The following is a 14,898-nucleotide window of genomic DNA, read 5'->3' as shown; positions in this document are numbered from 1 at the left end:
GCCGGTCAATGGTGGTTGGCCAGCTCGATCGGTTCCACCGACCCGGTGCCCTCGTCGGCGGTGTCCATGCCGATCAGGTATTGCGGACGGTTCTGGACGGCCGCGTAGATCCGGCCGATGTACTCGCCGAGCAGGCCGAGGCAGATCAGCTGGATGCCGCCGAGCAGCAGCACCGCGACGTACAGCGACGTCCAGCCGGGCACGACCGCGCCGAAGCCCCACGCCACCAGGCCGCTGATCACCAGCGCTAGGCAGATGAAGAAGCTCAGCAGGCCGAGCCAGGTGGCTATCCGCAGAGGTGTCGCCGAGAAGCTGGTGACGCTGTCCAGGGTCAGCCTGATCATCTTGCTGAGCGGGTACTTGGTCTCGCCGGCGACCCGCTCGGCCCGCACGTAGGCCACCTCGGCCGAGGAGAAGCCGAGCGACGGCACCACCAGGCGGTACACCGGTCGCTGCTCGGGCAGGCCGTTGAGCACGTCCACCACCGCCCGGCTCATCAGCCGGAAGTCGCCGGCCTGGTCGCTCACCCAGGGGCCGACCAGGCGGCGCATCAGCCAGTAGTAGATGCCGGCGGTGCGCCGCTTGAAGATCGTGTCGGTGCTGCGGTCGGTGCGCACGCCGTACACCACGTCGACGCCCTGCTCGCGGGCGGCGGCCAGCATGTCGCCGATCGTTTCCGGCGGGTCCTGCAGATCGGCGTCGATGCTGACCACGTAGTCGCCCCGGGCCGAGCGCAGGCCGGCCCCGAGCGCGGCCTGGTGGCCCACGTTGCGGCGCAGCGACACCACGCGCAGCTGCGGCCAGTCGGCGCGCAGCTGCAGCAGCCGGGCGACGGTCGCGTCGCGGCTGCCATCGTCGACCGCGACCACCTCGTACGCCAGGCCGAGACCGTCGAGCACCGGCCGCAACCGGGCGACGAAGTGGTCGACCGCCTCGCGTTCGTTGTACATCGGGGTCACCACGGAGAGCGCCGGCGGCGACGCCAGGGGCTGCGGCACGGTCATCATTCCTTCTGCGCGGCGGCACCGAAGCGGCATCCCTGCTTGACCGAGAGCCGTTCACCTGTGCCTCGGGCCGGAAGAGTAGCCGACCCGCGGCAACGGGCGCAGCCAACCGAGCGATCTCCGGGCGACGAATATTTTCATTCCGGTGAATACTCGCCGCCGCTTTCGCCGCTCAGAAGGAAAGCATGCCACTGACCAGCGCCTGCCAGGTCATCGGCCCGAAGCCATACCGCCCTTCGGCCGCCTGGTCGTGGCATCTGTCCTCGATCTCGTATTGTCCTACATTTGGCTCAAGTGCTTGACTGGGTCGATGCCCCGCCTGAAGCCGAACGTGCCGCTGGCCGAGCAGGTCGCCGGCCAGATACGCCGCCGCATCGCCGGCGGCGAGTTCCCGGTCGGCGCGCTTCTGCCCACCGAACAGGAGCTGTCCCGGGAGCTCGGGGTGAGCCGCAACAGCGTCCGCGAGGGCATCCGGTCGCTGGTCCACGCCGGCCTGCTGGGCGCCCGCGCCGGTTACGGCACCTTCGTCGTCGCCACCAGCGACCTGGCGCCCACGCTGGCCCGCCGGCTGGAGCACGACCGGGCCGCCGACGTGGCCGAGGTCCGCCTGCTGCTGGAACGCGAGGGCGCGCGGCTGGCCGCCACCCGCGCCACCCCCGAGCAGCGTCGCCGCCTGGCCGAGGCGATCGCCGCCCGCCGGGCCGCCGCCAGCGGCCCCGCCTACGCGGCCGCCGACATCGCCTTCCACCACCTGCTCCTGGAGGCATCCGGCAACGCCCTGCTGGCCGAGCTCTACCGCGGCACCGGCGGCAACGAGCAGGCCCTGCTCCACCTGAACTCGCCCACGGTGGACTGGCCGGCCACCGTGCCCGGCCTGGCCGAGATCGACGCCGCCCACGCCGCCATCGTCGACGCCGTTCTCGCCGGCGACCCCGACGCCGCCGCGGCGGCCGCCGAACACACCGTCCGCCTGGCCCACGAACAGGCCGGCCTGTGACCGCGGTGACGCGGCCCGCCGCGTCGCTGCGCCCCGCCCTGATCCTCACCGGCCTCCTGCTGGTCGCCGCCAACCTGCGGGCCGGCATCACCACGGTCGGCCCCGTCCTCGATGAGATCCAGCGGGACCTGGCTCTGTCGTCGCTCACCGCGTCGATCCTGATCAGCCTGCCGCTCGTCGCGTTCGCGGTGATCTCGCCGGTGGCGCCCGGCCTGGCCCGCCGGCTGGGCCTCGAGCGCGCTCTGGGCGGCGGCCTGGCCGTCCTGGCCGCCGGGCTGGTCGTCCGTTCGCTGCCCGGCCCGGCGCTGTTGTGGGCCGGGACGGCCCTGCTGGGCGTGGCGATCGCCGTGCTCAACGTCGTGCTGCCCGCCCTGGTGAAGCGGGACTTCCCGGCTCGGATCGGCGCGGTGACCGGCGCCTACTCCGCCGTTCAGGCCAGCTTCGCCGCGCTGGCCGCCGGCTTGGCCGTACCCGTCGCGGCCTGGACCTCGGCCGGCTGGCGCCTGCCACTGGGCATGTGGGCCGGGCTGGCCCTGATCGGCCTGGCCGTCCTCGCTCCGCAGTTGCGGCGCCACACTGTCATGCCCGCCGCGCAGTCCCCGGTCGCCCTCGATGTCGCGCGGCCGTGGCGCTCCGCGCTCGCCTGGCAGGTCACCGCGTTCATGGCGCTGCAGTCGACCGGGTACTACATCTTCATCACCTGGCTGCCGTCCATCGAGGCCACCGCCGGGATCAGCACCGCCGCCGCCGGCGTGCACCAGCTGCTGCTCAACGCGTTCGGCATCGCCGGCAGCATCACCTGCTCGGCGCTGATCGGCCGCTTCCGCGACCAGCGGTTGCTGGGGGTGCTGGCTCCGGCGCTGTTCATGTCCGCCGCCATCGGGATCCTGGTCGCGCCGGCCTGGAGCGTGGTGTGGAGCAGCGTGGCCGGCATCGCGGGCGGCGCGAACATCGTCCTGGCGCTGTCGTTCTTCGGCTTGCGCACGCCCCATCACGGCCGGGCGGCGGCGCTGTCCGGGATGGCCCAGTCGGTGGGCTATCTGGTGGCGGCCGCGGGGCCGATCGCGGTCGGCGCCCTGCACGACGCGACCGGCTCGTGGACTCCGGCGCTGGTCACGGTGATCGTCCTGGACCTGGTGCTCATCGGGTTCGGCTACCTGGCCGGCCGCGCCCGCATCGTCCGATAGCCGAGATTCCGCGCTGCTTGCGCCGCCGCCGGGCAAGCGCACGGTCAGGGCCGGATGTTGCGGTTGGACCGGAAGACGTTGTCCGGGTCGTAGCGCCGCTTGATCTCGAGCAGGCGCGGATAGTTCGCGCCGTAGGTGGCGCGCACCCGGGCCGCCGACTCGTCGGGACCCTGGAAGTTGATGTAGGTGCGGCCCAGCCCGTACGGCCGGATGCGGTCACCTCCCGTGCCCACCCACGCGCGGAAGCGTTCCTCCTCCGGCTCGCCGGGCGGCCACATGCCCTTGACACCCACGACGTAACGCGCGTCCCGGTTGCCCACCGCGCCGTCGTCGCCGGCATACTCGTTCAGGGCGCCCCCCAGGTGCAGCAAGCCGATGTCGGCCATCGGCGCGGGGCAGTCGGCGAACAGCTCCCGCATCGTGCCGAGCAGCTCCCCGGTCAGCCCGGCCAGGAACTCGGATCGCCAGTCGTAGTGCATGCCTTCCGGCTCGGTGTCGTCCAGGTACGACTGGATGTCGGTGTACTGCGTGACGGCCAGCAGGTCGAGAGCCGGCTCGCCCAGGGCACGCAGGGGCGCGACCGCGTCGTCGCCGTCGCGTGGGTCGCCGGTGTAGCAGACGGCCATGGCGCACAGCTTGCGGCCCTGCCACTGCGGCGGGACGAACGGCTCCGGAGGCGCGGTCAGCAGGCTGAGCCACACCGCCAACTCGCGGGGCGCGTCGGCGGTGACGGTGCGGTAGACGTCCATGACCTCCGCGGCCCGTTCGAACGGCCAGGCGATAAGTCCGCCGTAGACGGCCGGGCCGACCCGGTGCAGGCGATAGGTGAAGCTGGTGACCACCCCGAGGTTGGCGCCGGCGCCCCGGAGCGCCCAGAAGAGATCCGGCTCCGCGTCGCGGCTGATGCGGCGTACGGCGCCGTCGGCCGTCACCACCTCGGCGGCCAGGAGGTTGTCCACCGTCCAGCCGAAGCGCCGGGTCAGCACGCCGAGTCCGCCGCCGAGGGTGAGCCCGGCGACGCCGACCCGGGAGACGAATCCGAGCGGTGTGGCCAGGCCGTGCGCCTGGGTCGCGCGGTCGACGTCGGCCAGCCGGCATCCCGCGCCCACCGTGGCAGTCCGTTCGCCGGGGTCCACCGTGACCGTCCGGAATCCCGACATGTCAATAGCCAGCCCGCCGTCGGCCAGCGCCGTGCCGCCGATGTTGTGCCCGCCGCCGCGGACGGACACGGCCAGGCCGCGCTCGCGGGCGAACGCGATGGCCGCCGCCACCTCCGCGCCGTCGGCCGGCGTCACCACCAGCGCCGGCCGCCGGCGGATCCGGCCGTTCCAGAGCCGGGTCGCTTCCTCGAATCCGGCGTCCGCCGGGGTCAGCACCGCGCCCATCAGGGCGTCCCGCATGCTCGTCATCGCGCTCTCCTCACCGCGGAACCTCGGCCCGCGCGCTCGAGGCCTCGAAGGGCATCACGCGTCGACGCTAGGTGGCGGGAACGGACGGCCGCGTCGGGCGAAATGCGCGTCGCCGGCCGGCGCCACGTGGGCATTTATGCGTACGGGATCAGACGAGGCCACGCTCGTAGGCGTAGGCGGTGGCCGCCGAACGCGACGGCAGGCCGAGCTTGGCGAGGATGTTGCTGACGTGCCGGGCCACGGTCCGCTCGCTGAGGAACAGGTCGGCCGCGATGCCCCGGTTGCTCTTGCCGGCCGCCACCAGCCGGAGCACTTCGATCTCGCGTACGGTAAGGCCGCCGGCGCCCGTCGCTCGTCCCGACAGCTCCGCGAGCTCCGCCAGGTCCGGCGCCGCGCCCAGCCGCGCGAAGGCCGCCCCGGCCGCGTCGAACTCGAGCCGGGCGGTGTCGGCGTCACCGGCCGCCCGGCAGGCCAGCGCCAACCGCACCCGTACCCGGGCCGCCTCGTACGGCGCGTCCAGCCCGTGCCACAGCTGCCCGGCGCGGCGCAGCGCGATGAGGGCGTCGGACGGCCGGGCGTCCGCCTGGCTGGTCGCGCCCTCGCAGCCGGCCGCCATCGCTCGCAGCAGCGGCATGTCCAACCGGGCAGCCAGCTCGGACAGCTCGGCGGCGGCCCGCGCCGCGCCGGCCGGATCGCCGGTCGCGAGCAGGATTTCGACGGCTGCGGCGAGCAGCGCGGGGCGCACGGCCGGGTCGTCCGGCTCGCCGAGGGCCCGCTGGATCGCGGTCCGCGCCGCTTCCCGGCGTCCCTGGGCCAGCCGCAACCGTGCGAGCCCCGGCTGCGGTGGCCGGCCCCGCTCGTTCGCCTCCCGATAGGCCGCCTCGGCCGCCGCGGACTCGCCGCGCAGCCGGTGCAGCTCGGCGACCACGTACAGGGCGGCGCCGGCCGCGGGATGCGGCGGCCGGCTGAGGTGCTCCACCGCCGAACGAGCCGCGTCGGCGGCCTCGGCCCACGCGCCGCGCAGCAGCATGATCTCGGCCCGGTGCACGAGACACTGCCCGCGGTACGGGACCAGGTCGGGCTGGGACTCGCACCACTGGGTCAGCGCCACCGTCCACTCCCGCGCCCGGAGCAGGTCGAACACCTCCTGGCAGCCGTCGATGACCGTGCAGTAGAGGTTCCCGGCGAGCGCGGGGGAGACCTCGTCGGCCAGGACGGTCACCATCACCTCGTCGAGCAGCGCCATGCCCACGGCGGTCTCGCCCTGCCGCAGCCGCGCCCGGCCCTGCACGCACCGGGCCAGCGCGACCAGGTCGGGGTCGCCGCATCTCTCGCCGAGCTCGACCGCCGTCTGCGTCTCGGCGATCGCCCGGGGACAGTCACCCGCCTCGACATGCTGGACCGCCTCCGGCACTGCCAGATAACCGCGCTCGGCGCAGTCGCCGCCGCGCGCGCCGAGCTGGCGGCGCCCCTTGGCCAGCCACCCGGCGGTCCGCGCCGGCTGTCCCCGGTTCAGCAGCCCGAACGCCAGCCAGAACGCGCACCGGGCGGCTCGCTCGTGGTCGCCGCGGCCGGCGGTCTCGCGGTGCGCCCGCTCCCAGATCGCCTCGCTGGCGTCGTCGTGCCCGAGCAGGTGTGCGGCCGTCGCCAGCAGTTCCAGGTCGTCGACCGCCAGCGGCGAGTGCCGGTCGGCGGCCGCGAGCTCACGGTAGGCGTCCGCCCAGGCCCGCCGCCGGAAGGCGAGCCTGCCGCGGTCGAGTGCCTCGTTCGCCGTCATCCGCATGTTCCCCAGTGGGCGATTCCGACGCGGTTACCGTACGCCCCGCGTCGAACCGGCACTAGCGCCGACAGGTTTGCTGTGGAAACCTATTGGCATGGCTACGGAGTCGATACCCGCCGGCGGCGATCCCCGCCGCCTGCTCGCCGACGTGCGCGCGCTCGCCCACCGCGTCCGCCTCGATCAACGGGTCACCTGGGCCGCACTGTTGGTGCTGGGCGCGGCGACGCTGGCCGGGATCCCGTTCGACTGGTTCGGCATGCGGGTGAGCTGCATGCCCGACGGCAGTTGCGAGTTCGCCCGCCGGGGAATGCTGTACTACTGGCCGTGGGCGCTGCCGCTGGCGTACGCGATCATCGCCTTCCTTTACGTGCGGGCCGCCCGGGCGCGGGGGCTGGGCGCCCGGGTATGGCCGTACGTGATCACCGGCTTCGCGACGTCGGTCGTGTTCCCGGCCGGATGGGCGGCGGTGGCCCTGTACTTCTCGAGCCACCCGTATCCGGATCCCCCGCTCCCTTACTGGCTGTTCCTGCTGGACCGGCTGGTCATGCCGTGGGGCATGATCGGGGTGGCGCTGCTGGTGCTGGCCTGGCTGGAGCGTAACGTCGCGTTGCTTCTGTTCACCGCCGGCTATCTGGCGCTCGTGCTGTTCGTGGTGCCGATGAACAACGGATGGGACTCGCCGCATTGGGGACTCCGGGTGGGAATGGCTCTGCCACAGCTCATCAGCGGGACAGTGCTTCTGCTGGGCGCCCTGAGCTTCGCGGCGGCCCGCCGTCGACACGGGTGACGGCCGTGACGGGTCCCGGGCACCCGGTCACCGGGCTGGACGAGGTGGTGCACCAGCGGGCCCGGCTCGGCATCCTCACCATCGCGCACGAGGGCCGCCGGGTCGAGTTCGGCTACCTGCGCACCCAGCTCGAGCTGACCGCCGGCAACCTTTCCAAGCACCTGAGCGTGCTGGAAGCGGCCGGCCTGATCGCGGTCGAGAAGGGCTACGAGGGCCGGCGCGGCCGCACCTGGATCACGCTGACCCCGGCCGGGACCACGGCGCTCGCCGACGAGATCGGACGGCTGAGGCAGCTCGTCGCGCGAGTCGAGGCCGCCGGGGCCTGACCGGCCCCGGCCACTGTCGTCGAAATCGCTCGGCCTCGGAATCGCTCGGCCTCGGCGTCAGAACCGCTCGGCGAGGTCGCGCGCCTCGGCGTCAGAATCGCTTGGCCAGGTCGCGCGCGTCGGCGTGCGCCTGCCGCCGGCCCTGGTCGGCCTCGGCCGTCGCCAGGTTGGGGCGGAAGTGGACGGTCCGGATGTCCTCGATCCCGGCCCACCGCAGCCAATCCTCGAAGTACGGCGCCTGGAAGTCGGCGCCGAAGGCGGGGGAGCGGCCCGGCCCATACACCGCGCTGGTGTAGATGACCGCCGCCCGCTTGCCCGTCAGCAGGCCGCTGTAGCCGGCCACCGGGTCGAAGCCGAACACCAGCCCGGGCTGGCTCACCACGTCGATGAACTGCTTGAGGACGTACGGGATGCCGGCGTTCCACATCGGCACGCTGAACACGTATCGGTCGGCGGCGTCGAAGCGGCGGAACGTGTCGACGGCGGCCTGCCACTCGGGGCCCTCGGGCGCCGCGCCGGCGAAGACAGCCATCTTGGCCGCGACCGCGGCCGGGCCGAACGCGGGCAGCGTGCCGTCCCAGAGATCGAACTCCTCGACCGGCACGTCCGGCGACACCGAGCGGAAAGTTTCGAGAAAAGTGCCGGCGATGGCGCGGGACTCGGAGCGGTCGCCGCGCGGCGAGGCGGAGATGTGCAGCAACATGGTTTCCTCCTGAAGAATGCGTGCGCACGCACATTGTTAGCCGCGTGCGTGCGCACGCACAAGAGTTGGCTACGCTGACGTGATGAGCGACACCGACGTGGCCTCCTGGGCGGCCCTGCTGCGCGTGCACGCGGCCCTGGTCCCGCTGATCGACCGCGAGCTGCAGGCCGCCTGCGGGCTGCCGCTGTCCTGGTACGACGTGCTGCTCGAGCTGAACTCGGCGCCGGGCCGCCGGCTGAGCATGGGCGAGCTGGGCGAGGCCGCGGTGGTCAGCCGCACCCGCGCGAGCCGCGTGGTCGACCAGCTCGCCGGCGCGGGCCTGGTCACCCGGGAGGCCAACCCGGACGACCGCCGCTCCGCCTACGCGACCATCACCGAGGCGGGGCGGGCGACGCTGCGCGCGGCCGCGCCGACCTATCTCGGGTCGATCCGGCGGCACTTCACGTCCCGGATGACCGCGGCGGAGGCGGCGGCGGTGGCGGCCGCCCTGGAGAAGGTGCTGGACGCGCTCGGCCGGCCGGGAGCGCGTGCGCCCGGCGATGAAGACGCCGGCCGGCGGGTGCGGTAGCCCATCCGAACCATCAGGCGTTCCGGCTCGCGCCACGGCCGGGTGCGAGGATGGGCCGATGTCTGACAGCCTCGACTACTACCTGCTCACCGACCCCGCGGGCGTCCTCGTCGAGGAGTTCACCCGCGACGCCGACGGCGCCACGACCGGCCTCAAGGCCGCGATCTGGTCGGTGGCCGGACCGAGGTGGCGCGCCGCGGCGTCGTTCGGTCTTTTGATGCGTACGGACAAAGCACAGCTGGCCCGTGCCACCCCGGTCGCGCGCGCCGCGGCGGCGGATGCCTTCCGCCAATTCGGTGGCGGCGACCTGCCCGCGGAGGATGAGTTGCGCGCCGAGCTGACCGACTTCGCTCCGCTCGCGAGCGCGCCCCCGTTGCGCCTCGGCCCGTCCCGCGACGCGAACCGCCATTACCGCGTGCTCTTCGCCAAGGACCCCCGGCCCGAGCCACCCGCCGACCTGGCGTCCGGCAGCCGCCGGATCGGCGCCGACGCGTATTCGTGGAAGCTACGCCGCGTCGGCAACGGAATCGGCTGGGCCCTGGACGTGACCGCCGGCCTCGCCGGTCCGCCCGGCACTGTCGAGCCTCTGCTGCGCGAATTGACCGCCGCCCTCCGCGCCCACGGCCTGATCCCGGTGACCACCGAACGCTTCAGCTGACGACCCGAGCGCCGGACACCGGCCTCAGGGCATCGCTCCCAGCGCGGCCTACGCCGCCCGTGGTGCCATGCCGCCCGTGGTGCCCGCGCCGCCCGCGCCGCCCGTGGTGCCCGCGCCGCCCGTGGTGCCCGCGCCGCCCGTGGTGCCCGCGCCGCCCGTGGTACCCGCGCCGCCCGCGGTGCCCGTGGTGCCTGCGCCGCCCAAGCCATCCGCGCCGCCCGTGCTCGCGGGCCCATCGCGGCCACCGAACGTCTGGGCCGACCGCCGGAGGGCCTCCCGTAATGCCGGCGGCATGCCCGCCAGCGCCGCCGCGGTGTATTCCACGCGGCGTCCGCCCGGCCACGTCGTCAGCGCCGCGGGGCGGGCGGCGACGCATCGGTCGCAGCGGCCGGTCTCGCCGGTCGGCACGAAGCGGGCGCACTCGGGGCAGCGGTCGCGGGCGCGGAGCGGAAGCCGCCGGCTGTTTCGCCGCCAGACCGTGAGGCGGTCGGGGATGCCGGGCCACGACGGCAGCGCCAGCTCCTCGGTGACCGTCCAATTGAGATCGAGCTCGCGGTGCAGGCGCGGGGTGCCGGCCGGGCCGTCCTCGTCGCCGCCGATCAGCAGCACGTGGTCGCCCCGGTAGGCGCGGACCGCCGCGTACCCGGCCGCGTCGTCGGCCGGCGGTGGCCAGCACAGCAGCAGCGTACGGCCGGGGTGGGCGCGCACCGCGTCGACCGCCGGCCGGGCCGCGACCGGGAACCAGGTTCGGCCGGCCCGGTGGTAGGGGTTGTCGGCGCGGCCGGGCGGGTCGATGTCGGTCGCGACGACATCGACGCCGTCGGCGGCCAGCAGCGACGCCCAATAGCCGGTGCCCGCGCCGGACTCCAGCAGCGGGCCGTAGGAGGCGAGCAGGCCGAGCGCGGCGGGGGAGGGGATCGCCCACGAGTACAGCGAGGCGAGCTCGCGCCGCCGGGCGTCGAGGTCGAGGACCCGGGCGACGCCGGACGGGATGCGCAGCGGCCCCGGGCCGGGCGGGCCGCCGGCCAGCAGGCCGACCAGCTCGGCGAGGGGGAGGCGGCCGAGGCTTTCGGCGTACGCGGCAAAACGCGCCCGGGCCGTGCGCCACTCGCCCTCGGTGACCACGACGTCGGGGCATCGCGCGGCGTAGGCCGCGAAAGTTGTCAGCGAGGCGAACTCGGCCCAGCCGGGAGGCCGCAGCCAGGGCGAATCGAAGGGGTAGGGCTCACCGGGCGAAAGGTGCCGCCACCGCGCCGGTCCACTGGGGACGGCGGCGGCACCACAGCCGGCGCAGATGGGATGGCCGTCGACGACGACCCGACGGCCGGAAATTTGCAGCGGCTCACAGCCCGAGCACACTGCGGCGCACCTCTTCGCTGTCGCGCATCGACGCGGCCGGGCCGGACGCCACCACCCTCCCCTCGCCGAGCAGATAGGCCCGATCGGCGATGGCGAGAGCGCGTTCGACGTCCTGCTCGACCACGACGACGCTGACGCCGGAGGACACGATGCGCCGGATCGCGTCGTAGACCTCGTCGACCCGGACCGGCGCGAGGCCCAGCGACGGCTCGTCGAGCAGCAGCAGGGCCGGCTTGGCCATCAGCGCGCGGCCGATCGCGAGCATCTGCTGCTCGCCGCCGCTGAGGTTGCCGGCCAGCTGACCGGAGCGCTCGGCCAGCCGGGGGAAGAGCTCGTGCACGGTGCCGAGCGTGGCCTTGAAGCCCGGGCGGGCGCCGCGCCGGTACGCGCCGAGCATAAGGTTGTCGGCGACGGTCATGCGCGGAAAGATGCGCCGGCCTTCGGGAACTATCGCGACCCCATGCGCGCAAACCCGATGGCCGGGCAGCGCGGTGGTCTCGGCGCCGTTGACCGCGATCCGGCCGGCGGTCGCGCGGTGAATGCCGGCGATGGCGTTGACCAATGTGGACTTGCCCGCGCCGTTCGGGCCGACCACGCACACCGTTTCGCCGGCGCCGACCCGCAGCGCCACGTCCCACAGGGCGCGCGCGTCGCCGTAACGGACGTCGAGGCTCTCGACTTCCAAGACGTCAGACATGGGCCTGCCTTCCCAGATACGCCTTCACGACCTCGGGATCGCTCATCACGGCGCGCGGTTCGCCGTCGGCCAGCACGGTGCCGCGGTCGAGCACGACGATCCGGGTGGCGAGCTGGTTGAGCACCCGCAGCAGGTGCTCGACGATGACGATGGTGATGCCGCCGGCGTGGATGCGCCGCACGACCTGGACCGCGTTGTCGACCTCGGCCGGGTTGAGCCCGGCGAGGGCCTCGTCGAGCAGCAGCACCTGGGGTTCCGCGGCGATCGCCCGGGCCATCTCCAGCAGCTGGCGTTGATGGAGAGTCAGATTCATCGGGTACGCGTCCGCGAGGTGCCCCAGCGAAACTGTCGCAAGATGTTTCTCGGCCAGGGGACGTGCTTCCCGCAGCGAGTGCGCCCGGCGGCCGAACATGATGGCGGTGGCGACGTTGTCCCGCACGGTCATCGAGGCGAACGGCTTCGGGATCTGGTACGTGCGGGCCAGCCCGACGTGCGCGATCTCGTGCGGGGAAAGTTTCGCGGTGCCGACGCCGCCGACCCGGATCGTGCCGGCGTTCGGCCGGTACGTGCCCGACAGCAGGTTGATGAGCGTCGTCTTGCCGGATCCGTTCGGCCCTACCAGCCCGATCAGCTCACCCGCGCGGATGTCGAGGCTGACGTCGTCGAGCGCGTGCACGCCGCCGAAGCGCTTGGCCACGCCGCGGCACTCGATCAGCACCGCGCCCGGCGCGCCACCCGACGTCGATGAGTTGGCGTGCCCCCCAAGCGCCACCTCATCAAGATCGCGCCCGGGCGCAGCTGGGACGGGCGCAGCGGGGGCGGGCGCGGCGGGGGCGGGCGCGCGCGATGTTGATGAGTTGGCGTGCGCCCCGAGCGGCAGCTCATCATGATCGGGCGTGGCGGGGGCGGGCTCGCGCGATGTTGATGAGTTGGCGTGCGCCCCGAGCGGCAGCTCATCAAGATCGGGCGCGGGTGCCGCGGGCGCGGGCGCGGGCGCGGGTGCCGCGGGTGCCGCGGGCGCGGGTGCGGCGGGGGCGGGCTCGCGCGATGTTGATGAGTTGGCGTGCGTCCCGAGCGCCGGCTCATCATGATCGGGCAAGGGCCCGGGCGCGGCGGGCGCGGCGGGGGCGGGCTCGCGCGATGTTGATGAGTTGGCGTGCGTCGCGAGCGCCACCTCATCAAGATCGGGCGCGGCGGAGGCGGGCCCGCGCGATGTTGATGAGTTTGCGTGGGCTGTGAGCGGCAGCTCATCAAGATCGGGAGCGGGAGCGGCGGCCGGAGCGGGAGCCGGAGCGGGAGCGGGAGCCGGAGCGGTAGCGGGGGCGGGAGCGGCGGCCGGAGCGGGAGCGGGAGCGGCGGCCGGAGCGGGAGCGGGAGTGGCAGCGGGAGCGGGAGCGGGAGTGGCAGCGGGAGCGGGGGCGGGTGAGAGTGAGGGTGAGGGGGTGGGAGCGGGTGAGGGGGTGGCTGGGCGGCGGGCGCGTGCGGGCAAGTGGCTGCTTGCGACGGCGACGAGGGCGGCGGCCAGCATGCCGGCGAGGACCCAGTCGAGTTCCTCGCCCCAGACGTTGACGATGCCGAGGACGCCGCCCACCACCAGGAAAGCCGCCAGCGACAGCCACGGCCGGGCCCGCAAGCGGCTGTAGAGGCCGTTCGGCGCGATCGCGACCAGGACCGCGAGCACGGCGCCGAGGATGATGGCGTTCCACTCCTCGAGGCCGTAGGACGAGAGCCGGTCCTGCAGCACCACGATCAGCACCGCGCCGATCACCGGGCCGAGCCAGTGCGTGCGGCCGCCCAGCACCGCCATCACGATGACGAACAGCGGAATCGTGAGGCCGAAGACGCTTTCCACGGTCACGAAGCCGATCTGCAGCGCGTACACGCTGCCGCCCAGCCCGCCGATCACCCCGCCGGCCACGATGGCGAGCATCTTGTACCGGTAGGTGGGCACGCCGAGCACCTCGGCGACGTCCTCGTCGTCGTGGATGGCGGTCAGGGCCGATCCGGCGCGGCTGTGCTGCACCCCGTACGCGAAGAACACCGCGACCGCCGCGACCAGGACCGCCAGGATGTACTGGAATTGCTGGAAGTCGCCGAAGGCGGACGGCGGCGGCACCGTGGTGCCCTGCCCGCCGTCGATGTCGCGATTGATGCGGGCGAAGGCGGAAAGGATGAACGGCACGGCGAGCGTCAGCAGCGCGAAAATTTCCCCGCGCAGCGAGCCGAGCCGGAACGCCACCGCCCCGATCCCGAGCGCCAGCAGTCCGCACAGGAGGGCGGCCAGCGGCAGCGTCCAGAAGAAGTTGACGCCGTGCCGGCCGGTGAGCACCGCGGTCGTGTAGGCGCCGACCCCCACATACGCGGCCTGCCCGAAGCTGAAGTAGCCGGCGTAGCCGGAGAGCAGGTTCCAGCTGGTGGTCTGCGCGATCCAGAAACAGATCGTGCCGATCAGCACCAGGTAGAAGGACGGTATTTCGGTGAACCCCAGCGCCAGCAGGGCGACGACCGCCACGGAAAGCGACTTCATCGGACCGCCCCCAATGCGAAGAGCCCGCGAGGCCGCAGCAGCAGGGCCAGGATGATGGCCGTGAACAGCACGAACGGCGCGGTCGCGGGGGACCACACCACCGACACCACCCCGGAGAGAACGCCGACCAGGATGCCGGCCGCGAAGGTGCCGGCCACCTCGCCGATGCCGCCGAGGATGACGACCGCGAAAACGATGCCGAACCATTCGTACGCCGTCTCCGGCGTCATCGCGTTGCCGAGCGCGAAAATCGTCCCGGCGAGCGCCGCGGTCGCCCCGGACAGGCCGCCGAGCACCAGGCTGAGCCGCCGATGGTTCATCCCGAAGGCGCCGGCCACCGCGCTGTCCTGGGCGACGGCCCGCAGCGCCCGGCCGCCGAACGTGCGCCGCAGCGCCAGGTGCGCGCCGAGCACGACCAGTCCGGCGAGCACGAAACCGAGCAGCGTGCTGACCGGGAAGACCAGGCGGCCCAGCGACACCGACTCGGTGGCGTACGGGTTGATGCCGGCGGTCATCCGCCGGAAGTCCGCGCTCCAGATGTTCGCGGCCACCTGGATCGTGATGATCAGCAGGCCGAAGCTGATCAGCAGCGAGTTGAACTCGCTCACCGCCAGCCGGTCGAACAGCCACTGCAGGCCGGCGCCCGCCACGAACAGGACCGGCACCGTGACCACCAGCGTGAGCAGCGGGTCGATCTGCCACGACGTGGCGAGTTGATAAGTGAGGTAGGCGCCGATGAGGATCAGCCCGAAGTGGGCCAGGTTGATGATCCGCAGCACGCCCCAGGTGGCGGAGAGCCCGAGGGCCATCAGGGCATAGAGGCCACCGATCAGCGCGCCGCTGAGGATGGCCTGGACGACATTCATGCGGAGTCCACCTCTGAGGAAGAAGAAGGT

General features: G+C 73.3%; 14 protein-coding genes. 6 read left to right on the top strand and 8 right to left on the bottom strand.

Annotated elements, in window-relative coordinates; genetic code table 11:
• Positions 1 to 5: 5 nt before the first annotated feature.
• Positions 6 to 998 (bottom strand): glycosyltransferase family 2 protein, encoded by a 993-nt coding sequence (locus tag ACFQS1_RS02775; RefSeq protein ID WP_378964327.1) that lies wholly within the window; start codon positions 996 to 998, stop codon positions 6 to 8.
• Positions 999 to 1,314: 316 nt separating this feature from the next.
• On the opposite strand from ACFQS1_RS02775, the gene ACFQS1_RS02770 reads away from it, so the two are divergent.
• On the top strand, positions 1,315 to 2,001 hold the full coding sequence (locus ACFQS1_RS02770) for a FadR/GntR family transcriptional regulator (RefSeq protein WP_378964326.1): 687 nt from the start codon (positions 1,315 to 1,317) through the stop codon (positions 1,999 to 2,001).
• Positions 1,998 to 3,188: an MFS transporter gene (locus tag ACFQS1_RS02765; protein ID WP_378964325.1), complete on the top strand. Its 1,191-nt coding sequence runs from the start codon at positions 1,998 to 2,000 to the stop codon at positions 3,186 to 3,188. The genes ACFQS1_RS02770 and ACFQS1_RS02765 overlap by 4 nt, the downstream gene beginning before the upstream one ends.
• Positions 3,189 to 3,232: 44 nt before the next feature.
• Here the strand turns inward: ACFQS1_RS02765 and ACFQS1_RS02760 are convergent, their stop codons facing one another.
• A complete protein-coding gene (locus ACFQS1_RS02760) occupies positions 3,233 to 4,597 on the bottom strand; it encodes an FAD-binding oxidoreductase (RefSeq protein ID WP_378964323.1) in 1,365 nt (454 codons plus the stop codon).
• Positions 4,598 to 4,745: 148 nt separating this feature from the next.
• Positions 4,746 to 6,374 carry a LuxR C-terminal-related transcriptional regulator gene (locus ACFQS1_RS02755; protein ID WP_378964322.1) on the bottom strand — a complete coding sequence of 543 codons (1,629 nt, stop codon included), beginning with the start codon at positions 6,372 to 6,374 and terminating at the stop codon, positions 4,746 to 4,748.
• A 97-nt stretch (positions 6,375 to 6,471) separates the two neighbouring features.
• Here ACFQS1_RS02755 and ACFQS1_RS02750 point away from each other — a divergent pair, with 97 nt between their 5' ends.
• Together ACFQS1_RS02750 and ACFQS1_RS02745 are read left to right on the top strand one after the other, a co-directional pair.
• A complete protein-coding gene (locus ACFQS1_RS02750; RefSeq protein ID WP_378964321.1) occupies positions 6,472 to 7,164 on the top strand; it encodes a hypothetical protein in 693 nt (230 codons plus the stop codon).
• Positions 7,161 to 7,490, top strand: coding sequence for a transcriptional regulator (locus tag ACFQS1_RS02745; protein ID WP_378964320.1), 330 nt, complete (start codon positions 7,161 to 7,163; stop codon positions 7,488 to 7,490). Before ACFQS1_RS02750 ends, ACFQS1_RS02745 begins: the two co-directional genes overlap by 4 nt.
• A gap of 91 nt (positions 7,491 to 7,581) precedes the next feature.
• Here ACFQS1_RS02745 and ACFQS1_RS02740 read toward each other — a convergent pair whose 3' ends face one another.
• On the bottom strand, positions 7,582 to 8,193 hold the full coding sequence (locus tag ACFQS1_RS02740) for an FMN-dependent NADH-azoreductase (protein ID WP_378964318.1): 612 nt from the start codon (positions 8,191 to 8,193) through the stop codon (positions 7,582 to 7,584).
• A gap of 82 nt (positions 8,194 to 8,275) precedes the next feature.
• Between ACFQS1_RS02740 and ACFQS1_RS02735 the strand changes: the two genes are divergently transcribed.
• Together ACFQS1_RS02735 and ACFQS1_RS02730 are read left to right on the top strand one after the other, a co-directional pair.
• The gene (locus ACFQS1_RS02735) at positions 8,276 to 8,761 is read left to right on the top strand and encodes a MarR family winged helix-turn-helix transcriptional regulator (RefSeq protein WP_378964317.1); all 486 of its coding nucleotides are present in this window, start codon (positions 8,276 to 8,278) and stop codon (positions 8,759 to 8,761) included.
• A gap of 58 nt (positions 8,762 to 8,819) precedes the next feature.
• Positions 8,820 to 9,419, top strand: a complete 600-nt coding sequence (locus tag ACFQS1_RS02730) for a hypothetical protein (protein WP_378964316.1) — start codon at positions 8,820 to 8,822, stop codon at positions 9,417 to 9,419.
• Positions 9,420 to 9,467: 48 nt separating this feature from the next.
• Here ACFQS1_RS02730 and ACFQS1_RS02725 read toward each other — a convergent pair whose 3' ends face one another.
• Genes ACFQS1_RS02725 through ACFQS1_RS02710 form a run of 4 tightly spaced genes read right to left on the bottom strand, consistent with a single transcriptional unit; the run spans position 9,468 to position 14,868 of the window.
• Positions 9,468 to 10,778 (bottom strand): hypothetical protein, encoded by a 1,311-nt coding sequence (locus ACFQS1_RS02725; protein ID WP_378964315.1) that lies wholly within the window; start codon positions 10,776 to 10,778, stop codon positions 9,468 to 9,470.
• Complete coding sequence (locus tag ACFQS1_RS02720; RefSeq protein WP_378964314.1) at positions 10,762 to 11,475, bottom strand: ABC transporter ATP-binding protein; 714 nt, start codon at positions 11,473 to 11,475, stop codon at positions 10,762 to 10,764. Before ACFQS1_RS02720 ends, ACFQS1_RS02725 begins: the two co-directional genes overlap by 17 nt.
• Entirely contained in the window at positions 11,468 to 14,002 is a 2,535-nt protein-coding gene (locus ACFQS1_RS02715; protein WP_378964313.1) for a branched-chain amino acid ABC transporter ATP-binding protein/permease, read from the bottom strand. The genes ACFQS1_RS02720 and ACFQS1_RS02715 overlap by 8 nt, the downstream gene beginning before the upstream one ends.
• On the bottom strand, positions 13,999 to 14,868 hold the full coding sequence (locus tag ACFQS1_RS02710; RefSeq protein ID WP_378964312.1) for a branched-chain amino acid ABC transporter permease: 870 nt from the start codon (positions 14,866 to 14,868) through the stop codon (positions 13,999 to 14,001). Before ACFQS1_RS02710 ends, ACFQS1_RS02715 begins: the two co-directional genes overlap by 4 nt.
• Positions 14,869 to 14,898: the final 30 nt, after the last annotated feature.

The organism is Paractinoplanes rhizophilus, from assembly GCF_042664765.1.
Classification (GTDB): Bacteria; Actinomycetota; Actinomycetes; order Mycobacteriales; family Micromonosporaceae; genus Actinoplanes; species Actinoplanes rhizophilus.
The sequence above is the reverse complement of the archived record's forward strand: the minus strand, read 5'-3'. Positions and strand labels throughout refer to the sequence as shown.